Annotated in this window: 14 protein-coding genes and 6 tRNA genes; 7 read left to right on the forward strand and 13 right to left on the reverse strand. The window is 44.4% G+C overall.

Features of this window, described 5'->3' with window-relative positions:
- The coding region (locus tag H5300_RS18610) for an acid phosphatase (RefSeq protein WP_182796590.1) at positions 1 to 1915 on the forward strand (1915 nt) is incomplete at its 5' end.
- Positions 1916 to 2006: 91 nt separating this feature from the next.
- On the opposite strand, the gene H5300_RS18615 is transcribed toward H5300_RS18610, so the two are convergent.
- The 10 genes from H5300_RS18615 to H5300_RS18660 all read right to left on the reverse strand — a co-directional run bounded on the left by H5300_RS18615 (position 2007) and on the right by H5300_RS18660 (position 10666).
- A complete protein-coding gene (locus tag H5300_RS18615) occupies positions 2007 to 2966 on the reverse strand; it encodes an SPOR domain-containing protein (RefSeq protein WP_182796591.1) in 960 nt (319 codons plus the stop codon).
- Positions 2967 to 3153: 187 nt separating this feature from the next.
- Entirely contained in the window at positions 3154 to 4092 is a 939-nt protein-coding gene (locus tag H5300_RS18620) for an ABC transporter permease (protein ID WP_017060135.1), read from the reverse strand.
- A 2-nt stretch (positions 4093 to 4094) separates the two neighbouring features.
- Positions 4095 to 5072 (reverse strand): ABC transporter permease, encoded by a 978-nt coding sequence (locus H5300_RS18625; protein ID WP_008218600.1) that lies wholly within the window; start codon positions 5070 to 5072, stop codon positions 4095 to 4097.
- Between the two features lie 180 nt (positions 5073 to 5252).
- Positions 5253 to 6806: an ABC transporter substrate-binding protein gene (locus H5300_RS18630; protein ID WP_004735538.1), complete on the reverse strand. Its 1554-nt coding sequence runs from the start codon at positions 6804 to 6806 to the stop codon at positions 5253 to 5255.
- A 94-nt stretch (positions 6807 to 6900) separates the two neighbouring features.
- Positions 6901 to 8628, reverse strand: a complete 1728-nt coding sequence (locus H5300_RS18635) for an ABC transporter ATP-binding protein (RefSeq protein ID WP_004735537.1) — start codon at positions 8626 to 8628, stop codon at positions 6901 to 6903.
- Positions 8629 to 10058: 1430 nt separating this feature from the next.
- Positions 10059 to 10135, reverse strand: a tRNA-Pro gene (locus H5300_RS18640).
- Positions 10136 to 10190: 55 nt separating this feature from the next.
- A tRNA-His gene (locus H5300_RS18645) sits at positions 10191 to 10266 on the reverse strand.
- Between the two features lie 44 nt (positions 10267 to 10310).
- Positions 10311 to 10387 (reverse strand) — tRNA-Pro (locus H5300_RS18650).
- A gap of 77 nt (positions 10388 to 10464) precedes the next feature.
- A tRNA-His gene (locus H5300_RS18655) sits at positions 10465 to 10540 on the reverse strand.
- A gap of 49 nt (positions 10541 to 10589) precedes the next feature.
- A tRNA-Arg gene (locus tag H5300_RS18660) sits at positions 10590 to 10666 on the reverse strand.
- A gap of 296 nt (positions 10667 to 10962) precedes the next feature.
- On the opposite strand from H5300_RS18660, the gene H5300_RS18665 reads away from it, so the two are divergent.
- Positions 10963 to 11376: a cytochrome c5 family protein gene (locus tag H5300_RS18665; RefSeq protein WP_004735792.1), complete on the forward strand. Its 414-nt coding sequence runs from the start codon at positions 10963 to 10965 to the stop codon at positions 11374 to 11376.
- A gap of 95 nt (positions 11377 to 11471) precedes the next feature.
- Here H5300_RS18665 and rep read toward each other — a convergent pair whose 3' ends face one another.
- Positions 11472 to 13490 carry a DNA helicase Rep gene (gene rep, locus H5300_RS18670; protein ID WP_017077816.1) on the reverse strand — a complete coding sequence of 673 codons (2019 nt, stop codon included), beginning with the start codon at positions 13488 to 13490 and terminating at the stop codon, positions 11472 to 11474.
- Positions 13491 to 13670: 180 nt separating this feature from the next.
- Between rep and H5300_RS18675 the strand changes: the two genes are divergently transcribed.
- The 4 genes from H5300_RS18675 (at position 13671) to H5300_RS18690 (ending at position 18882) form a co-directional block, all read left to right on the forward strand.
- Positions 13671 to 14252: a TetR/AcrR family transcriptional regulator gene (locus H5300_RS18675; protein ID WP_198137852.1), complete on the forward strand. Its 582-nt coding sequence runs from the start codon at positions 13671 to 13673 to the stop codon at positions 14250 to 14252.
- A gap of 18 nt (positions 14253 to 14270) precedes the next feature.
- Complete coding sequence (locus tag H5300_RS18680; protein ID WP_004735789.1) at positions 14271 to 15377, forward strand: efflux RND transporter periplasmic adaptor subunit; 1107 nt, start codon at positions 14271 to 14273, stop codon at positions 15375 to 15377.
- Between the two features lie 11 nt (positions 15378 to 15388).
- The gene (locus H5300_RS18685; RefSeq protein WP_004735788.1) at positions 15389 to 18511 is read left to right on the forward strand and encodes a multidrug efflux RND transporter permease subunit; all 3123 of its coding nucleotides are present in this window, start codon (positions 15389 to 15391) and stop codon (positions 18509 to 18511) included.
- Positions 18512 to 18630: 119 nt separating this feature from the next.
- A complete protein-coding gene (locus H5300_RS18690) occupies positions 18631 to 18882 on the forward strand; it encodes a ubiquinone biosynthesis accessory factor UbiK (protein WP_004735787.1) in 252 nt (83 codons plus the stop codon).
- A gap of 273 nt (positions 18883 to 19155) precedes the next feature.
- On the opposite strand, the gene ilvC is transcribed toward H5300_RS18690, so the two are convergent.
- Positions 19156 to 20640, reverse strand: coding sequence for a ketol-acid reductoisomerase (gene ilvC, locus H5300_RS18695; RefSeq protein ID WP_102440830.1), 1485 nt, complete (start codon positions 20638 to 20640; stop codon positions 19156 to 19158).
- A gap of 146 nt (positions 20641 to 20786) precedes the next feature.
- Here ilvC and ilvY point away from each other — a divergent pair, with 146 nt between their 5' ends.
- Complete coding sequence (gene ilvY, locus H5300_RS18700) at positions 20787 to 21677, forward strand: HTH-type transcriptional activator IlvY (protein ID WP_054548024.1); 891 nt, start codon at positions 20787 to 20789, stop codon at positions 21675 to 21677.
- Positions 21678 to 21802: 125 nt separating this feature from the next.
- Here the strand turns inward: ilvY and H5300_RS18705 are convergent.
- Positions 21803 to 21893: transfer RNA gene (locus H5300_RS18705), tRNA-Ser, on the reverse strand.
- Positions 21894 to 21926: the final 33 nt, after the last annotated feature.

Below are 21926 nucleotides of genomic sequence, written 5' to 3' on the forward strand. Positions count from 1 at the left end.
CCTAGTTACAAAAGACTTCGAACTCGCTACAACAGCAGGCTCTACAGTAATCAACCCAATGACAAACATGGTTGTTGAGCAATTAGCTGGTGATGAGACTCTAACTCAAGAAGATGCAGAAGCTAAAGTGGTAACTTCGGTAACTGACTCTGGTTTGGAAGCATCTAAAGACCTCATTTTTGGTGACTACATTACTGATAGTACTGAAGAAGCAAAAGCTTTGAATGCTATTGGTGAAACACTTGTCGATCACTCTGATTTGCCTGTAGAAAAGCAGCTCGAATTAACCAACGCTGTTGCAGATGAAGCTCAAACAATTATTGAAGACTCTCCACTAGAGATTGATGACTTCTCTCCAATCGTTAATATTCCTACTGTTGGTAATCCAATCACGGTAGATCCTAACTCTCGTCCAGTTGACACTGAAAATGGTGTTTTAGAGAACATCACTCTTGAGCCTTCAGATGTATGGGTAGAACTGGATGCTTCTACTTACTTCCAAGATGCAGAAGACGATGCATTAACGTTCGAGCTTAAAGAGCTAGCAAACGACCTCAACGGACTAACAATTAGTAGTACTGATGGCACTATGACAGGTGACCTTACTACAGCAGGCACTTTTAATTACCAGATCTTCGCAAAAGATGAGCATGGCGCACTGTCATACCCGCTGAATCTTAAAGTCATTAAATTAGCTGAGAACCTAGCCCCAGAAGTCGTCGAAGAAGAACAAACAAGGCTACAAAGTATAATTAATGGCTGGCAGCTTCAAGAAGGTGAAATCTTTAACCAAACTATCGATTTATCAGGCTTATTTAACGATACCGATGGTGACATCGTTAAATATCGTTCTGGAGCTCTAACTGTTGATGGATTAACTATTACCCCAACGGAAGACACAAGTTCAATCGTTACCATTTCGGGAACACCGAGTAAATCTTACTCAGCAGGACAAACCTTCAATGTCGGTGGTGTTGATAACGATCGCGCACCAACTTATGTGACATTTACTTTACCTGAAATATTAGAAGGTACTCCTGTAGAACCACCACAACCAGAATTAGGCTTCACTCAAGCACACTTCGATAACCAAGAGTGGAAGATGGGTAGTTTTGCCGACAATGACGGTGAAATTGGCTACGCATCACTTGCTAAAGACACACACGGATTAATGTTCTGCTGGGGTTCAAATAGCGATGAACGTTATTCCGGTAATATGAGCGACGCACTTGATCAATGGGGTAACAGCTACGCTCCTTTTACCAAGTTAGCTGAGCTAGATAAGCACGACGATTACATGTCGCATCAAGACAAAGATTGTATGGATGTGACAATCAATGACGGGAAAATAATTGATAAAGAAGGCAGTATCTATGAGATGCTTTATCAACATAAACCGGCAGAAGGTGAGTACCAGATCATCTTGAAAGTAAATCAAGACGAACTATTCTGGCTCGATTCAACTTCTTCTACATTTGCACAAACGTCGCCAGCTTCTGAAAAAATCATCTCTGGTTTCACTGATTTCGACCTTACGGTTGAGGCAGGAGAAGAATTCGACCCTGAGCTTGATGGCTACCCGCTAACGTATGCTGCTGGTCAATTTGTATATGCTGAAAACTCATACGACTACAAGTCAATCAAACCTACAGGCTTCGAAACTCCAGGAAACCTGAGCTACGTGCTTGATAGCTTTGGCCGTGAAGGAATTGTACTAGAAGAAACAGGTTCTGATTCTGATTACAAGACTCGCTACCGCTACATCCAACGTGAGTTTGGTGATTTCTACATTGGGGTAAAATGGAGCGAAGAGCCACAGTGGAACTATGTATCAGCTCCCGAGTTTGGCTTGTACTCGTATGACCAGGAGTCAATGGAAAAAGTGATCGATAAACTTCCACTAATCCAAGACTAAGTTCGACGAACTAAAAACAAAAACCCCAGCCTTTGCTGGGGTTTCTTTTATCTGGACCTTTTGGCCTACGGTAACCCAAATGCTATTAACGCTACTTAACACACATCACATTGAGCAGTGAAGAGCCTTTCAATTGGTTTACGTTACCGTTGGTAAACAGACCTTTCTTATCTTCGCCCCAGTACGGTAGATGCATTGGCCAGTTCTGTTTTTCCATAACCTTTGAGCTCAAGATGCTCTGCCATTGCTTTTCACTCATCAGCTTCATGTTGACCTGATTACACACCAATTCAGCGCTATCGTAATCTAGGCGGCTCCAAGGCTTACCTTGCTCCATGTAGAACTGCTGTTGATGGTCAAGAAGGTAAGGAATCGCATATTGGCTACCCGCAACATCTGCTGTCACGCGGATTTCGATTTCCAGATCGTTATCTGAACTCGCATTACCGCTTGGTAACGTCTGAATAGCGGCAGCGCTCGTTACCGCAGCCGCTTGCTTAGCTGCGACTGGTTTTGGCTTTGCTGGGGCTTTAGGCTTAACCGCTTTGGATTCGATGGCTTTAGGTGCTGCTGCTTTTGCAACGATAGGTTGTGATGAGGTTTTAGACTTATCGACCATACGAATAAAGGCTTCACCGTAACCAGGAACCTTACGTACTTGAGCTAGGTCTTTTCTCGCATCAGAGAAGGTTGAATAAGGGCCGATTAAGCAACGGTAGTCACTTCCTTCAGGCTTCATCCAAACATTAGTCGAGATCTTTTCATAAAGAGGTTTTGCACGGCTCAGCGACAAAGGCTTGTTCAGCAGGCCACATTGAACCCAGAACAGTTCGTTATCTGAATGACGTTTAGGTGCCTTACTGCCCCAAACACCTTTACCAATCGGACATGACTGCTCTAGCTGTGGCAATTGATTGGTGCTTGCCTGAGTGGCATCACATAGAACCGATTCTGCACTCACTTGGCTCGATACCAAAAGGGATGCAGCGATAAGCCCCATACGATAATTTCTCATCACAGCACGACATACAGCATTCATTGTCAATTTCATAACCACCACTTAAACCCTCGCGGGCTAATTATTACCGAATCTACGTCGATAAAACATGAATTCCATTTTAAGTATTATTGACAGTGTCAATGATACTAAGTTCAAGATCCATTAAGCAAAAAAAGAGCCGTAATTGCTTACGGCTCTTAGTTTAGTGACTTTTTTTACTAAAAATCAAACCGAGCTATCACCCTTTATAAATTTTCGGGTTAAACACGTCGCGTAACCAGTCGCCTAATAGGTTAATAACTAGAACCAATGTTACCAAAAGTACACCTGGGAATGCTGTGATCCACCATGCTCCTGAGAAAATGTAGTTAAAACCAGTACTGATCAGGGCACCGAGTGACGGTTGGTCTACCGGAAGACCTAAACCTAGGAAAGAAAGTGCCGCCTCTGACATGATGGCATTTGCCACCTGTACTGTAGAAATAACCAAAATCGGTGACAAGCAGTTAGGCAGAATATGACGGAACATGATGCGAGGTGCTCTGAAGCCCATCACACGCGCCGCTTCTACGTACTCTTTCTTCTTCTCTGCCAATACCGATGCACGAATCGTACGAGCATACTGCGGCCATTCGGCAATACCGATGATCACCACCAGCATAACAACCGCATATTGCGCGTAGAAGTCACTACCGAAACTTGCCTTAAAGATAGCCGAGACAATGATCGCTACCATCATGGTTGAGAACGAAAGTTGAACATCGGCAAAACGCATCAGGAAGCTATCGATACGACCACCGAAGTAACCCGCAGACAGGCCAATGATGATACCTAGAGTCAGCTGAAGGCCAACCGCTAAGAAACCAATCGTCAATGAAAGACGAGAGCCGTAAAGCATGGTCGATAGGATGTCACGACCTTGCTCATCAGTACCCAGTAAGAAACGTTCTTCGCCGTCTTCCATCCAAGATGGTGGCAGCTCTGAATCCATGATGTCGATAGACGTCACGTCATACGGGTCTGTTGGCGCTAAAATCGGTGCCGCTAGTGCCATCACTAAGAAGGCTGCAAAGATGGCAAAGCTGACCATTGCCACTTTGTCGCGTAAGAAGTAGTACAGAATGTCTGACTGCTTGAATCGCTCCCAACGAGATGGAGCTGTTGTTGTTTGTTCCATGATTATGCTCCTTTCCCTGTGATGTTCACTGTTGGGTTAATGATGCCGTATAGCAAGTCAACAATGGTGTTCGTTACTACGAAGATCAGACCTACGAAGATAACGTATGCGGTAATCAGTGGTGTATCCACTCGGTTAATCGCTTCAAGGAATAGGAAGCCGGTACCCGGCCACTGGAACACTGTTTCAGTAAGAATGGTGTAAGCCACCATAGTACCGATTTGAACACCACCTACCGTTAGTACAGGTAGCATTGTGTTCTTCAAAGCGTGTTGGTAGTAGATCTTGTTCAGGGCTAAGCCTTTTGCTTTACCAAACTTGATGTACTCAGAGCTAAGAACCTCTAGCATTTCAGAGCGCACTAGACGAATGAACAGAGGCAGCATAATAGATGCTAAAGCAATACTCGGCAGCACTAAGTGCGCAAGGCCATCTATCGTTAAGAAGCCAGACTCCCAACCAAACCAGTTTGCGGTCTCACCACGTCCAAACGACGGCAGCCAACCTAACTCAATAGAGAATACATACATCAACATGATTGCGGTTAAGAAAACAGGCACAGAAATGCCGATACTACTGCCCGCCATCACCAGTTTAGTGAAGAAGCTTTTTGGGTGTATTGCAGAATAAACGCCAAGTGGAATCGACAGACAAACAATGATCAGAGAAGCGCCAAACACAAGTTCAAGCGTTGCTACGAGTTTATCTAAGATTACGTCCACAGCTGGGCGTTTAAAGAAATATGAAGTACCAAGATCACCTTGTAGAGCTGCGCCCACAAAGCGAGTGTATTTTGTAATGAAGGGATCATTTAAGCCGAGTTCATCACGCAGCGCTTGACGCTCCGATTCTGAAACAGATTGACCGACTAACTCACGCAACGGGTCGCCCAGGTTATCCTGAATGGCAAACGCCACCAAACTGATCACAAACATCACTATCAGTGCCTGAAACAGGCGCTTGACCAGAAACGTAACCATTCCTTGCCCCTTATCTATCCATGACTGTCTAATCGAAATCCGCGACTAGACAACAAAAAATTCAGTCTTAAAAAAGGTATTTAGCCAGACTGAAGGAAGACCAAATACCGAAACTTAAATCTATATCTTAATAATATTGAGAGCCTGAAAGCTTCAGGCTCTCGATTCTAGCAAGCTAGATTATTTTACAACTAGGTCGCCGAAGTAAGGCATAACCATTGGGTTTACTACGTCTGCTGCACCTACGTTAGATTTCGCGCCCCACGCTTCACTTTGCCAGTGTAGAGGTACGAATACTGCATCGTTGTAAAGTGTTGCTTCAACGCCTTTCAGCATCTTAGAACGCTTAACAGGGTCAGTTTCAGTGTTAGAAGCTTCTACAATCGCATCCATTTCTGGGTTTGAGTAACCAGAACAGTTGTATTGACCACGGCCAGTCTCTTCGTTACGAGTCATTGTTAGGAACTCGTTGAAGTTAGCTGAATCTTCTGTATCTGAGTGCCAGCCGATCATCATCATGTCTGCTGAACATAGGTCAAACTCAGGCCAGTACTGTGCTTTAGGCATCGTCTTAAGATCAACTTTGATACCAATCTTAGACAGCATTGCCGCAGACGCTTGCGCTACTTTTGCATCGTTCACGTAACGGTTGTTAGGCGCTGCCATAGTTAGTGTAAAGCCATCTTCGTAGCCCGCTTCTTTCATCAGCTCTTTCGCTTTTTTCAGATCGTAACGAGGAACTAGATCTTCGTTGTGACCCGCGTAGCCTGTTGGGCTTTGCTGACCAGCAGCTGTCGCGAAACCTTTCATGATTTTCTTAACAATACCTTCATTGTTAATCGCATGAACGATTGCTTGACGAACGCGCACATCTTTCAGTGCTTCGTTGCTGTTTTGGTTCATTTGGAACGTAATGATACGAGTACCAGGTAGCGTTACTAGATCGATGTTCTTAGCGTTTTTAACACGCTTGTGATCGTTTGGTGCTACAGGGTGAATCATATCCACATCACCAGAAAGAAGTGCTGCTACACGCGTTGCATCTTCTTTGATTGGCACAAGAGTTAGCTTGTCTACGTTGCCTTCAGTTTCTGTGTCCCAGTAATCGTTGAAACGCTCGAACGTTACTTTAACGCCTTGCTCACGTTGAGTTACGATGAATGGGCCAGTACCTGAAACGTTAGTCGAAGCGAACGAGTTACCGTGCTTAACTAGCTCAGATTTATCATTACCTTCCGCTGTTTGACCAGAGTAGAACTTGCTGTCCATTGGGAAGATGTAAGTTGCTGTTTGTAGTACTAGTGGGTAAGCCGCTTTTGATATTAGCTCAACTGTGTAGTCATCCACTTTTACCATTTTTTCGTATGGCGTGAAGATAGACTTAAAGTCTGGAGAAGCTTGTAGACGTTCAAAAGTCCACACAACATCATCAGCAGTCAGTTCGTTACCAGAGTGGAATTTCACACCTTTACGTAGATTAAAACGGAAAGTCGTATCATCAACACGCTCCCAGCTAGATGCTAGGCGGCCTTCAAAATCCATCTCTTGAGTGAAACGTACTAGAGGGTCAAACACCATGTGAGACATTTGCAGTGTGCCACCAGACAGCTGCTCGTGCGGGTCAAGTGATACTGGGTCAGCTGCGTAGCCAACGGTAATATCTGCTGCTGCTGCACTAAAGCTTAGGCCAGCTGCCATTAAAGCTACTGCTAATTTGCTTTTCATGGTTTTCATTGCATAACTCCTTCATGCGGGAATCCAGATCCCTAGTTGTTGTATTTGCGTCTGTTTATTGTTTTTAGCAAGCCAAACTCCAGCCTGCTGATTTTTATATCGCGGCTTTTGCCACTGCTTTTTCTTCTCTTAAACCCGTAAATTCAGGCATTAAAGAAATTAGGTGCTTGCTGTATTCATGCTGAGGCGATTGGAACAGCTGCTCGGTTGGCGCTACTTCCAATAGTTCTCCCATTTGCATCACACCAACACGATCACACATTTGACGAATAACCGGTAAATCGTGACTGATGAACAGCATGGTTAGGTTGAGCTCGTCTTGTAAGTCTTTTAATAGATTAAGAATCTGAGCCTGTACCGACACATCCAACGCCGACGTAGGTTCATCACAAATCAGAAGACGTGGGCGAGTTGCCAAGGCGCGAGCGATAGAAATACGCTGACGTTGGCCACCTGAGAATTCGTGTGGGTATTTAACTCCAGCCATCTTGCCTAAACCAACGTGCTCTAGCAGGTCGTGAACGATCTGACGAGTTTCATTCTCGTTGCGCGTAAGCTTATGGAATCGGATAGGTTCAGCAATGATGTCGAAGATCTTCATTCGAGGGTTCATTGATGTGTATGGGTTTTGGAACACCATCTGCATTTGGCGACGCATTGGGCGACGCTCTTTCTCAGACTTAAGCCCAGTAAGGTCAATACCTTCAAAGGTCACTTTGCCTGAGTTAGGTGCGTACAAGCCAGCAATCACACGAGCAATCGTTGACTTACCCGAACCAGACTCACCCACAAGACCAAAAGTTTCACCTTCGTGTACTTCAAAGCTCACATTGTTTGACGCCTGAACGTACTCACGGCGACTCTCAAAGAAAGAATCCTTGGTGGTAAAGCGTAAGTTGACGTTTTCAACATTCAACAACGGGCCAGTGTAATCACGGTGATCTTGGCTTTGACCTAACCAGTGGTTTTTCACATCAAGTGGTTCCATCTCGTGCGCTTCTTCGATGTAGCTCACAAGAGGGAAACGATCGAGTTTACGATCTGAACGCGGAACCGCTGAGATAAGACTGTGCGTGTAAGGGTGTTCAGGAGTACCAAGGACTTTCGCCGTCGGGCCAAACTCAACTAAATCACCACGATACATAACCGCTACGCGATCGGTAACGTTAGATACGACACCCATGTCGTGGGTTACCAACATACAACCTACGTTCTTCTTAATACATAGATCGCGAATCAGGCCTAAGATTTGGTCTTGGATAGATACGTCTAGAGCGGTTGTTGGTTCATCGGCGATGATCAGGTCAGGTTCACCGGCCAATGCGATCGCGATAACAACACGCTGACGCATACCGCCAGAGAATTGGTGTGGGTACTGCTTTAAACGGTTTTCTGGTTGCGGAATACCAACTTGGTTCATCAAGTCTAATGAACGTTGGTAAGCTTCTTGGTCCGAAACCTTCATGTTGGCATGAATCGTTTCTTTTAACTGCTGCTCTACTGTGAATAGAGGGTTAAGAGAAGTCATTGGGTCTTGGAAGATAAAACCAATCTTTGAGCCGCGAACAGAACGCATCTGTTCAGGAGATAGGCCAGAGACTTTTTCGCCATCCAAAAATACCTCGCCGCTAGCAATGCGACCAGGAGGGCTCAGTAGATCGATCACAGCATTGCCTACTGTTGATTTACCGGCACCAGACTCCCCTACAACGCCAACAATCTCACCACGTTCAATGTTGAACGAAAGCGATTTAACTGCTGCGTGAACTCCATGACGAGATGGGTATTCGATACGAAGATTTTTTACTTCTAAAAGTGACATTACCAGACCTCTACTGCTTTGGCAGCTCTCTGCCCTGTCTGCAAAATTGAATCCATTCTTACCAGAATATTGTTCTGATATTTTATACGGTTGACAATTTGGCAAATAATTCACAGAAAAGCAACAAAAATAGGATAAAAAGTCGACATTAAACGCTTAACAAGCAAAAGCACCACATAACTATTCACCCAGAGAGCATATAGTAATAAAAATCAACATTCTATTGTCGATAATAAATACTCACAAACCCCTTACTACCACTTACTTGTAGAGTTAAAACTATGGTTAAAAGCAGATCTCACTACCAGTCACTAAAAACAAATAATTATTCCAAAAAACAATTAACACTATAGAAACAAACGCTAATTTTTGTCATTTAAGCAAACAAAACAACCAGATAGAAGCATATTAACCATATATATTACCCCTAACATCATTTCAACGAATACCAACCAGTGAAACGAAAGACTGACTAAAATGGAGACGATTTTGAGCGACTTGATGTAAAGAAAACTGTCAAATACAGGCCTTAGAGAACATATTTAGCGTCAAATTTCACTTTTCATAGAAATCTTTAGACCAAACCTATTAATTTGTCGAATGGTTGGCGGTGAATTTTATATAAAATTAGATATCGATCAGCTCATTTAATAAAGCTGACGCCTCTAGAAAGGCGCGATAATCTAGAAAAAAGGTAAGAGTTCTCCTGATACAAAGGATGGATTTTATGAAGGCCACATCAAGCAAGACATTGAAATATTTAAGGTATCAGTATTCAAAATCAAGAATAACTTCAACGACAGATGTCAAAAATCTCAACCTTTCGACTGAAGCCTCTATTGTGGTAAATAAAGAGAGATTCGGCACGGAAGCGCTTCCTGTGGCCTAAAGGATCACCGAACTGGCGATCCACAGGACTGGCGATTCAAGTCGCAGCTCTCTGACCCCAAACCACCTAAACTCCAAACGTAAAAAGCCCCAATCTTTCGGCTGAGGCTTCGGCTTCTTAATATAGTCGGTTAAGAGAGGCGTGGCAGGGCTCCCTGCGGACTGGCGATCCATCAGCTTGCAGGCAACAAACCCACGACCCTCTGGTCCCAAATTAAATAAATTCCAGATGTAAAAAAGCCCCGTCACTTCTGACGCGGACGGCTAGTTGAGGCTTCTTAAGTGATCGGTGAAGAGACATTCTTTGAACATCAGGCGAACCCCACTTGGGTTCCAATCTAGTGATCTACAGATGAAAAAAGCTCATCATTTCTGATGAGCTTTCTTAAAGGTGGTCAGTGAAGAGGGGTTTGACGCGGCAGGGCTCCCTGCGGACTGGCGATCCACCGAGCTGGCGCACCAGCCCACGGCCCTCTTGGCACCAAATTATCTAAATTACAGACGTAAAAAAGCCCCGTCATTTCTGACGAGGCTTCTTAAGGTGGTCGGTGAAGAGGGATTCGAACCCCCGACCCTCTGGTCCCAAACCAGATGCGCTACCAAGCTGCGCTATTCACCGAGACGTTTCGTTTGATTTCTCAAACTGGGAACTTCAAAGAAGCTACCAAAATTAATGGGGTGGCTAACGAGATTCGAACTCGCGACCACCGGAATCACAATCCAGGGCTCTACCAACTGAGCTATAGCCACCACTAATTTTTTATATAACCGCTTAAAAGCGATTATTGAAATAGTGGTCGGTGAAGAGGGATTCGAACCCCCGACCCTCTGGTCCCAAACCAGATGCGCTACCAAGCTGCGCTATTCACCGACTAATTTTGTATCGACTCTTGGGAATAATGAATCAACACTGGAAGCCGAAGCTACCGATATCTTGTAAAGAAAGAATGGGGTGGCTAACGAGATTCGAACTCGCGACCACCGGAATCACAATCCAGGGCTCTACCAACTGAGCTATAGCCACCATTATTTCTTTTTTGCCAATTTCTCACTTACCGAAGTAAGAGACCGGATGGCGCGCCTGAAAGGATTCGAACCTTCGGCCTTTGGCTCCGGAGGCCAACGCTCTATCCAGCTGAGCTACAGGCGCATGCCCTGTCGGCGGAGTGGAATAATACGTATATCACCCAATGCCGTCTAGTACTTTTTTAACTTTTTTTTCTGTTTGGTCTCTTTTTCGACAGTTAATATGTGATAAACCCCTTATTTGAGTACTACAACCCGCCACAGCTTATAAGTTGTTGTTTATTGCAACAACTTATCGGGATATAATCACCCATTATTTACATTGGTTTAACAGTTGCTCTTTGCTGGTGAAGCCAAAACACCCTCCAACACTATAAATTGGTAAGCACGTACTTACCTTGGGAATGTAAAGTGAGTTTAATGGATATGTCTCGTCGAATTTTAAGCGTTGTCATCGCAGTTTTAACCTTTTCAACTGGCGCAATGGCTTCAGGCCTTAGCGAAGCAGAGCAAGATGCAATTGCTGAACGCATCAAACCAGTTGGTCAAGTTTACCTAGTCGGCAGCGAACCAGTAGTCGCAGAACCAACAGGCCCTCGTGATGGCGCAACAGTTTACGGTACCTTTTGTATTGCTTGTCACGCATCTGGCGTAAGTGGCGCACCTAAAACAGGTGATGCTGGTGATTGGGGGCCTCGTATAGCTCAAGGTCGCGATATCCTAGCTAACCACGCAATCAACGGCTTTAATGCAATGCCAGCGAAAGGTTCATGTATGGACTGTTCAGACGACGAAATCAAAGATGCTATCGAGCACATGATTGCTGGTCTGTAATTTACCGATCTGTAATTAAAAATACCCAATTCAAAAAAGGTGACCCTATGGTCACCTTTTTATTTGTCTCTATTTAATGCTTTCAGAACCAAACGCTACTTTTTGTTGAACATCGCACGAATATTAGCAATGTGTGCCTGTCCTTTTTCCATTCTTTCTTCAGCGGATTGTGGTTTCTTAACGCTTTCCCACTCCACATCCTCATGCGGCAACTCGTCAAGGAAGCGACTTTGTGTTGGCTTAATCAATTCACCATACTGACGACGTTCACGACACTTAGTAAAAGTCAGCTCTTTCTGCGCTCGCGTAATCCCTACATACATAAGACGACGCTCTTCTTCTACATTACCTTCATCAACACTGGTTTGGTGTGGCAAGATGCCCTCTTCAGCCCCCATCAAGAATACATACGGAAACTCTAGGCCTTTCGAAGCGTGTAATGTCATTAGTTGAACTTGGTCTGCATCGTCATTATCTTCCCCACGCTCCATCATGTCGCGCAAAGTTAAACGTTGAACAACCTCTCGTAGCGTCTTCTCTTCTTTATCATAATTATCACCTTCGAGGTCGGCCACAATCCAACTATAGAGATCAGACACGTTCTTCATTCGCATTTCAGCGGCTTTAGGGCTTGGAGAGGTTTCGTAGAGCCAATCTTCGTAATTAATGTCACGAACCAAAGAGCGAACCGCCTCAACTGTATTACCACGCTCTGCATTATCCGAGATACGAACAATCCAATCGCTGAAACGACGCAGGTTTTCCAAACCACGGCCCGTCAGCGTTTGCTCTAAGCCCATTTCGAAGCTGGCTTCAAACAGGCTTTTACCGCGCATGTTGGCGTAGCTGCCTAATTTTTCAAGCGTAACTGGGCCGATCTCACGACGTGGTGTGTTTACAATACGCAAAAAGGCGTTGTCATCATCAGGATTCACCAACACACGTAGGTAAGCCATGATGTCTTTAATTTCTGCTCTGGCGAAAAAGGATGTACCGCCTGAGATTTTGTAAGGCACGCGGTTCTGCATCAAGGCTTTTTCAATCAAGCGAGATTGGTGGTTACCGCGGTAAAGCACTGCATAATCTTTGTATTCTGTGCGATTCAAAAATTTGTGGGCGATGATCTCACCGGTAATACGCTCTGCTTCATGCTCTTCATTCTTAGCATTTAATACCTTGAGCTTTTCACCATCTGGGATCTCAGAGAACAGTGACTTCTCATAGACGTGCGGATTGTTGGCGATCAAGATATTCGCTGCTCGCAAAATTCGACTGGTCGAGCGGTAGTTTTGCTCTAGTTTGATCAAACGTAGGTTCGGGTAATCCTCACCTAGCAGAACCAAGTTTTGTGGTTTTGCGCCACGCCATGAGTAAATAGATTGGTCATCATCACCTACGACCGTCAAACGACCACGTTCCCCCACCAGTAAACGAACCAACTCATATTGGCTAGTGTTGGTATCTTGATATTCATCGACCAGCAAATAACGAATACGAGACTGCCAGCGTTCACGCACTTCTTGATTGGTTTTCAGTAGCAATACTGGCATCGCAATCAGATCATCAAAATCGAGTGCGTTATAGGCTTTCATCTGTTTCTGATACATCTCAAAACAGAATGCAAACAACTGTTCTTGTTCACCTTGAGCCCTTGCTTTCGCTTGATCTGGCGTCAGCATGTCATTCTTCCAATTTGAGATGGTACTCATCAAAGAACGCAGCAGATCCTTATCACCATCGATCTGTGTTTCAGTTAGTTCTTTAAGTAGAGCTAACTGGTCTTGGTCATCAAACAGCGAGAAGCCCGCTTTCAAACCCAGCGCTTTGTATTCTCGGCGAATGATAGTTAAACCCATGGTATGGAACGTTGAAACGATCAGACCTTTAGATTCACCTTTACCCAGAGTTTGACCCACACGCTCTTTCATCTCGCGTGCCGCTTTATTGGTAAAGGTTACCGCTGCAATATTACGAGCCTTGTAGCCACACTCTTGAACCAAGTAAGCAATCTTGTTGGTGATAACACGTGTTTTACCCGATCCAGCGCCCGCTAATACTAAGCAGGGACCAGAAACATACTTCACGGCTTCATCTTGTCTTGGGTTCAGTCTCATTTGATTCTCAATTTGGTCTAGAGGGGCGAATTCAATTGCGCGCCTATAATAATGCTGCAACACCACGAATGCTACGTTCTCTTATACAAGATTTTTACGCGACTTGTGTAAAACTTTGTTGCACATGTGTATGGTTCTTGGGCTATAATGAATGAACGTTCATTCACTGGTGATGGAATAATGACAACTCATGCACCTCAGGATAAACGCCAACAAATACTTTCTGCCGCTGAAAAGCTCATTGCGGAGGTCGGCTTTCAAGGCCTTTCAATGCAAAAATTAGCCAAAGAGGCGGGAGTTGCTGCAGGCACTATCTACCGCTACTTCGACGATAAAGACCACTTGATAGATGATGTTCGAGTGCTCGTGACTCAACGAGTAGCAGATGCTGTTCAAGAAGGGGTTGATGATTCGGATCCAATTAAGCAACGCTACCGTACTATGTGGTTGAACATATGGAACTTAGCGGGAACGAACTTAGCCGCGATAAAAAATCGGGTTCAATATGACTCACTGCCCATCACAAATAGCCTAAACTTCAGGGAACTAGAACGTAAAATGTTTGCCCAAGTTGAGCTGCTATTTAATGAGGGTAAAGAGCAAGGACTGTTTAAACCACTTGATAATGAAGTATTAAGCGGCTTGAGCTTAGCGGCTAGTGTATCTCTAGCGCGAAAGCATTCTTTAGGATTTTACCAACTCGACGAGGCAGAACTAGAATCTGCAATAGAAGCCAGTTGGGATGCAATAATTAAACACTAGATCGGAGTTTTGACCATAATGAAAAAGTGGACTTTCTTCATGTTACTCATCGCTGTACTTCTTTTCGGCAGCGTTATTGGGTTCAACATGTTCAAACAACAAAAAATTGCTGAGTATATGGCCAACCGCCCTGAACCAGAGTTTCCAGTAACGGTTACTGAAGTTCAGCCGATCGACTGGGTTCCAGTAATTGAAGCTATCGGCTTCATCGAACCTAACCAAGGTGTCACGCTAGCGAATGAAACCAGCGGTGTTATTGACCAAATCTCTTTTGGTTCTGGTACTGATGTTAAAAATGACCAGCTTCTTGTTCGTCTTGATTCTGGCGTAGAAAAGGCAAACCTAAAGAGTTCTGAAGCTCGCCTGCCTGCGGCAAAAGCAAAATACAAACGCTACCAAGGCCTGTATAAGAAAGGTTCTATTTCAAAAGAAGCATACGATGAAGCAGAAGCAAACTACTACTCTCTATCTGCTGATATTGAAAGCCTAAAAGCATCTATCGAACGCCGTGAAATTCGTGCTCCTTTCGATGGCAAAGTGGGTATTCGTAACGTGTACCTTGGTCAATACCTGCAATCAGGTACAGATATCGTTCGTTTAGAAGATACCAGCGTGATGCGCCTACGCTTTACGGTATCTCAAACAGATATCTCTCGTATCAATGTTGGTCAGGCTATCGACATCTTTGTTGATGCTTACCCAGAGAAACCGTTTGAAGGCTCTATCAGTGCCATTGAACCCGCAGTAAGTATCCAAAGTGGTCTTATTCAAGTTCAAGCAGACATTCCAAACAATGATGGCAAGCTTCGTAGCGGCATGTTTGCGCGTGCTAACATCATTCTGCCTAAGCTAGAGAACCAAGTAACGTTGCCTCAAACAGCGATTACTTTCACTCTATATGGTGACAATGTTTACATCCTGACGGAAGAAGACGGCGTTCAACGTGTTGCTCAACATGTTGTAAAAGTAGGTGAGCGTACCGCTGAGATTGCACACATCCTTGAAGGCGTTAAAGCCGGCGATACGGTTGTAACTTCTGGCCAAGTACGTCTAAGTAACGGTGCCAAAGTTAAGGTTGTTGAAAGTGATGCAATCACTCCACCATCTGAAACACCTAAGCTGTAACTGGAGGCACAATGCGCTTTACTGATGTTTTTATTAAACGTCCAGTTCTAGCGGTATCCATCAGCTTTTTGATTGCTCTGCTTGGCTTACAAGCAATCTTCAAAATGCAGGTGCGTGAATACCCTGAAATGACGAATACCGTCGTAACCGTAACCACGAGTTACTACGGTGCAAGTGCCGATCTTATCCAAGGCTTTATCACCCAGCCCCTCGAACAAGCTGTGGCTCAAGCGGATAATATCGACTATATGACTTCTTCTTCTGTACTTGGTAGTTCTACTATTACCGTAAACATGAAGTTGAACACCGACCCGAATGCGGCACTGTCTGACATACTGGCCAAGACAAACTCGGTGCGTTCTCAGCTTCCAAAAGAAGCCGAAGATCCAACCGTAACTATGTCGACCGGTTCAACGACCGCGGTACTTTATATTGGTTTTACCAGTGATGAGCTCGTATCAAGCCAAATTACCGATTATCTAGAGCGTGTAATCAACCCGCAGCTATTTACGGTAAATGGTGTATCTAAAGTCGACCTATATGGTGGTATGAAATACGCACTGCGCGTATGGCTAGATCCATCAAAAATGGCAGCTGTTAACCTCACCGCTACTGATGTTATGTCGGTACTGGATGCCAACAACTACCAATCAGCGACAGGTCAAGCTACTGGCGAATTCGTTCTTTATAACGGCAGTGCCGATACGCAAGTATCAAACACTGAAGAGCTAGAGAACTTAGTCGTTAAAAGTGGTGAGGGTGAAATTATTCGCCTGTCTGACATCGCTAAGGTTTCTTTAGAAAAAAGCCACGATATTTACCGAGCGAGTGCAAACGGTAAGGAAGCGGTTGTTGCAGCAATTAACGCGGCACCAAGTGCGAACCCTATCAACATTGCCGCTGATGTCCTTGAGCTCCTACCTCAATTAGAGAAGAACCTTCCAAGTAACATCTCGATGAATATCATGTATGACTCGACTATTGCGATTAATGAATCCATTCAAGAGGTTATTAAAACCATTCTTGAAGCGGCATTAATTGTACTGGTCGTAATTACTTTGTTCTTAGGTTCATTCCGTGCGGTTCTTATCCCGATCGTTACTATCCCACTATCTCTAATTGGTGTGGCTATGGTAATGCAGGCGATGGGCTTCTCTTGGAACCTAATGACGCTACTGGCAATGGTACTGGCTATCGGCTTAGTAGTTGATGATGCCATCGTTGTATTGGAAAACGTCGACCGGCATATAAAATTAGGGGAGTCTCCTTTCCGAGCTGCCATCATTGGTACTCGTGAAATTGCAGTACCCGTTATCGCAATGACATTAACGCTAGGTGCAGTATATGCTCCTATCGCAATGATGGGTGGTATCACAGGCTCGTTGTTTAAAGAGTTTGCACTAACCCTTGCTGGTGCTGTTTTTGTATCGGGTATTGTGGCGTTAACGTTATCGCCAATGATGTGTTCAAAAATGCTCAAAGCTCACGCCGAGCCAAGCAAGTTTGAGCAGAAAGTACATAGCGTACTAGACGGCATGACCAATCGCTACGAGCGTATGCTTGGCGCGGTAATGCAGCATCGCCCAGTCTTCATTGGCTTCGCTATCATCGTATTTGCAAGTTTGCCACTGTTATTCAAGTTCATCCCTAGTGAGTTAGCACCTTCAGAAGATAAAGGTGTAATAATGCTTATGGGTACAGCACCTTCGAATGCGAACTTGGACTACATGCAAAACACCATGAATGACGTAAACAGCCTTCTGTCTGATCAGCCAGAAGTAGCGTATGCGCAGGTGTTTACAGGTGTTCCTAATGCAAACCAAGCTTTTGGTATCGCATCAATGGTTCCATGGAGTGAGCGTGAAGCAAGCCAGTCTGAAGTAGCAAACCGTGTTGGTAACTTGGTGAAAGATGTTCCTGGTATGGCCGTAACAGCCTTCCAAATGCCAGAACTTCCAGGTGCAGGTTCAGGCCTTCCTGTTCAGTTTGTTATTACAACACCGAACAGCTTCGAGAGCCTATTCCAAATTACGACAGAGATCTTAGCCGAAGTATCGACAAACCCGCTGTTCGTTTATTCAGATCTTGATTTGAATTACGACTCAGCAACCATGAAGATCCATATCGACAAAGACAAAGCGGGGGCTTACGGCGTGACGATGCAAGATATCGGTATCACTCTAGGTACTATGATGTCTGATGGTTACGTAAACCGTATCGACTTGAATGGTCGTTCTTACGAGGTTATCCCTCAAGTTGAACGTAAGTTCCGTCTAAACCCTGAATCGATGAACAACTACTATGTTCGTGGCGCAGATGGTAAAGCAATTCCTCTAGGCAGTTTAATCACGATTGATGTTGTGGCTGAGCCTCGCTCTCTTCCTCACTTCAACCAATTGAACTCGGCTACGATTGGTGCGGTACCGGCTCCAGGCGCTGCAATGGGTGATGCAATTGCGTGGTTTGAAGACACAGCTGCCAATAAGCTTCCAAGTGGCTATAACCATGACTACATGGGTGAAGCACGCCAATACGTAACAGAAGGTAGCGCACTTTACGCAACCTTTGGTTTAGCGTTGGCTATCATCTTCTTGGTATTGGCGATTCAGTTTGAATCTCTAAAAGATCCATTGGTTATCATGGTATCTGTACCACTGGCGATTTGTGGTGCCCTAATAGCTCTAGCTTGGGGTGCGGCGACGATGAACATCTACTCTCAAGTTGGTTTGATCACCTTGGTCGGCTTGATTACCAAGCACGGTATCTTGATCTGTGAGGTAGCGAAAGAAGAACAGCTACACAATCACAAGACTCGTATTGAAGCGGTAATGGAAGCGGCGAAGGTTCGTCTTCGTCCAATCCTGATGACAACGGCTGCGATGATCGCGGGTCTAATCCCACTGATGTACGCAAGTGGTGCGGGTGCAGCTCAGCGTTTCAGTATTGGTATCGTAATCGTTGCAGGTCTAGCGATTGGTACTATCTTCACACTATTTGTACTGCCAGTGATTTACAGCTACTTGGCTGAAAAACACAAACCTCTACCTGTATTTGTTGAAGACAAAGACCTAGAAAAGCTAGCTCGCGTCGATGAAGCAAAAGCAGCGCACAGAGAATTAGCTGATAATAAGTAATCACTAAGTCGTAATTACAATAAAAAGGCTACTTCGGTGGCCTTTTTTTGTACGCCATAGGCGACATATCAAGTGTGATTAAATAGAATAGTGATAAATATTCAGGAGTTTTAATTGATATGTTTGATCCAAAAAAACTAGAGCAGATTGCTAAGCAGATCCACGATTCTATGCCTCAACCAGTAAAAGAGCTTGGTTCAGACGTAGATCAAAAAGTTCGTCAGGTTATCCAAGGCCAACTGAACAAGCTAGACGTTGTAAGCCGTGAAGAATTTGATGTTCAAACACAAGTACTACTGCGCACTCGCCAAAAGCTGACTGAAATGGAACAAAAGCTAACGGACTTAGAAGCAAAGATTGCCGACAAGTAAGCGTAAAGCAAGAAAACTGAAAGGGTTGGTGTGAAAGCACCAACCCTTTTGTATTTCTGAAGATCAATCAAGAACTGAAAGTCGACGAAGACTGATCAAACAATGTTCATTTGATTGATTTTTAAGACTTTGTTACTAAAAGCAAAAAGGCTTGGTCAACGGCGACCAAGCCTTTTCATTAGATGTTGTGTTGCTTATTTATAACTCCAACCTGTAAGGAGTTAGTGATACTGCTTCGCTTTTTCTGCAATTTATCAGTATCTAAGCGACTAATTAACCGCCTACAGCGATACGCTTCATGTCGCTCATGTAGCTACGTAGCTCTTCACCAATGTACTCTACAGGGTGGTTACGGATAGCTTCGTTTACTTCAATTAGCTTAGCGTTATCAACTTGGTTAGATGTTTCACCTAGACCGCGGCCGATTACGTCAGTTGCTACTGAAGGCATGAACTTCTCACGTAGTAACGGTGTTGCTACGTTAGCGAATAGGTAGTTACCGTACTCAGCAGTATCTGAGATTACAACGTTCATTTCGTAAAGACGCTTACGAGCAACTGTGTTTGCGATTAGTGGAAGCTCATGTAGAGATTCGTAGTAAGCAGACTCATCGATGATACCAGATGCAGTCATAGCTTCGAATGCTAGCTCAACACCGGCACGAACCATCGCAACCATTAGGATACCGTTATCGAAGTACTCTTGCTCTGAGATTTCTACGTCAGAAGTTGGGTAGTTTTCGAATGCAGTTTCACCTGTCTCTTCACGCCAGCCTAGTAGGTTCACGTCATCATTCGCCCAGTCAGCCATCATAGTGCTAGAGAAGTGACCAGAGATGATGTCATCCATGTGCTTGTTGTAAAGCGGACGCATTAGGTCTTTAAGCTCTTCAGAAAGCTCAAACGCTTTAACTTTAGCTGGGTTAGATAGACGGTCCATCATGTGAGTTACGCCACCGAACTTAAGTGCTTCAGTGATCGTTTCCCAACCGTATTGTAGAAGTTTACCTGCGTAGCCTGGTTCGATGCCATCAGCAATCATCTTCTCGTAAGATACGATAGAGCCGGCTTGTAGCATGCCACATAGAATTGTTTGCTCACCCATAAGGTCAGATTTAACTTCAGCTACGAATGAAGACTCTAGGCAACCTGCACGGTGACCACCAGTACCTGCAGCCCAAGCTTTAGCGATATCCCAGCCTTCGCCTTTAGGGTCATTTTCTGGGTGAACAGCGATCAGTGTTGGAACACCGAAGCCACGCTTGTACTCTTCGCGAACTTCAGAACCAGGACACTTAGGCGCAACCATAACAACAGTAAGGTCAGAACGTAATTGCATGCCTTCTTCAACAACGTTAAAGCCGTGAGAGTAACCAAGAGCAGCGCCTTGCTTCATTAGAGGCATTACTGTTTCAACAACGTTTGTATGTTGCTTGTCTGGAGTAAGGTTGATAACTAGATCTGCTTGAGGGATTAGCGTTTCGTAGCTACCCACAACAAAGCCGTTTTCATCAGCGTTTTTGAATGATTGACGCTTTTCATCAATTGCCGCTTGGCGTAGAGCGTAAGATACGTCTAGGCCAGAATCACGCATGTTCAGACCTTGGTTTAGGCCTTGAGCACCACAACCAACAATTACGATTTTCTTACCTTCAAGATATTCAGCTTCTGTCGTGAATTCTTCACGATCCATAAAGCGGCAACGACCTAATTGGTCTAGTTGTTCACGAAGGTTTAATGTATTGAAATAGTTAGCCATTCTAGGGCACTCCTTTAAAAATAAGTCCGTAAGGTCGATATCTCTCTATCGAATGACTTCATACTAAAACAGACACTCCGTTGCTGAAAGTGATATATTCACAATTAGTTATTGCAATAAATGCAACATGGAAACGATCGCAAAACATGAACATAAAATCTCTACAATTATTTATACATTTATGTGATAGCAAGAGTTTCAGCAAAACCGCTGCTGCTATGCACGTCAGTCCTTCAGCACTTAGTCGTCAGGTACAAAAGCTTGAAGAAGAAACGGGGCAAGAATTGCTTATCAGAGATAACCGCAGTGTTGATCTCACTCCAGCAGGAAAGCACCTATTGCCAGTAGCATTAAGCATCGTTGGAGAGTGGCAGCAATACAATCTTCACCTGAAAGGTGGTGAGCAAGAACTTAAAGGTGAAATTCGCATATTTTGCTCGGTAACGGCTAGTTACAGCCACCTACCTGAGCTCATAACCGAATTCAGAGCTATTCATCCGTACATTGAATTTAAGCTCTCTACAGGCGATCCGGCTCAATCCATCGACAAGATTTTAAATGATGAAGCAGATATTGCTATCTCAGCGAAGCCAGACATTCTTCCCTCAAGATTAGAGTTCGAAACCATCAGCGATATACCACTGTCAGTCATCATCCCATCCGGTGTGAGTAGTTTTAGCCAGCAGCTGCAATCAGATAAACCAAACTGGAATGAAGTACCTTTTATCATCCCAGAAGCAGGTACTGCACGAGAACGTGCGAACGCATGGTTCAAAAAGATGAAGATAAAACCCAATATTTACGCTCAGGTATCTGGTCATGAAGCGATCGTCAGTATGGTTGCCCTTGGTTGTGGTGTTGGTATTGCGCCAGACGTTGTAATCAACAACAGTCCTGTGAGAGATAAAGTCGACCGCTTAAAAATTGAACCAATCAAGCCATTTGAATTAGGAGTGTGCTGTAAGCGATCGCAGTTAGAAAATCCGTTGATTAGAGCATTTTGGCAGGTAGCTGAAGGTAAATACCTCCAAGACTAGTTATCTATAAGTGATAACAAGCCGGTGTGGAGTCACAGATAAAGAGCACGTTAGTGCTCTTTTTTGTTTTTCTAAACGACAAATATGAAAAAAGCCCGCTGATTTCTCAGCGGGCTTTTCAATGGTGGTGGAGGGATAGGGATTTGAACCCTAGAACCGCTATTAACGGTTGCCGGTTTTCAAGACCGGTGCTTTCGACCACTCAGCCATCCCTCCAACAAATTGTCATCAATAGATTAGTACACTAAT

This window comes from Vibrio sp. SG41-7, assembly GCF_014164465.1.
Lineage (GTDB): Bacteria > Pseudomonadota > Gammaproteobacteria > Enterobacterales > Vibrionaceae > Vibrio > Vibrio splendidus.

Bases quoted from the DNA above. Each gene is read 5' to 3' on its own strand.
- H5300_RS18615 (WP_182796591.1), bottom strand. From the start codon at position 2,966: ATGAAATTGACAATGAATGCTGTATGTCGTGCTGTGATGAGAAATTAT.
- H5300_RS18635 (WP_004735537.1), bottom strand. From the start codon at position 8,628: ATGTCACTTTTAGAAGTAAAAAATCTTCGTATCGAATACCCATCTCGT.
- H5300_RS18665 (WP_004735792.1), top strand. From the start codon at position 10,963: ATGGATATGTCTCGTCGAATTTTAAGCGTTGTCATCGCAGTTTTAACC.
- H5300_RS18620 (WP_017060135.1), bottom strand. From the start codon at position 4,092: ATGGAACAAACAACAACAGCTCCATCTCGTTGGGAGCGATTCAAGCAG.
- H5300_RS18630 (WP_004735538.1), bottom strand. From the start codon at position 6,806: ATGAAAACCATGAAAAGCAAATTAGCAGTAGCTTTAATGGCAGCTGGC.
- H5300_RS18690 (WP_004735787.1), top strand. From the start codon at position 18,631: ATGTTTGATCCAAAAAAACTAGAGCAGATTGCTAAGCAGATCCACGAT.
- H5300_RS18625 (WP_008218600.1), bottom strand. From the start codon at position 5,072: ATGGTTACGTTTCTGGTCAAGCGCCTGTTTCAGGCACTGATAGTGATG.
- rep (WP_017077816.1), bottom strand. From the start codon at position 13,490: ATGAGACTGAACCCAAGACAAGATGAAGCCGTGAAGTATGTTTCTGGT.
- ilvC (WP_102440830.1), bottom strand. From the start codon at position 20,640: ATGGCTAACTATTTCAATACATTAAACCTTCGTGAACAACTAGACCAA.
- H5300_RS18685 (WP_004735788.1), top strand. From the start codon at position 15,389: ATGCGCTTTACTGATGTTTTTATTAAACGTCCAGTTCTAGCGGTATCC.
- ilvY (WP_054548024.1), top strand. From the start codon at position 20,787: ATGAACATAAAATCTCTACAATTATTTATACATTTATGTGATAGCAAG.
- H5300_RS18680 (WP_004735789.1), top strand. From the start codon at position 14,271: ATGAAAAAGTGGACTTTCTTCATGTTACTCATCGCTGTACTTCTTTTC.
- H5300_RS18675 (WP_198137852.1), top strand. From the start codon at position 13,671: ATGACAACTCATGCACCTCAGGATAAACGCCAACAAATACTTTCTGCC.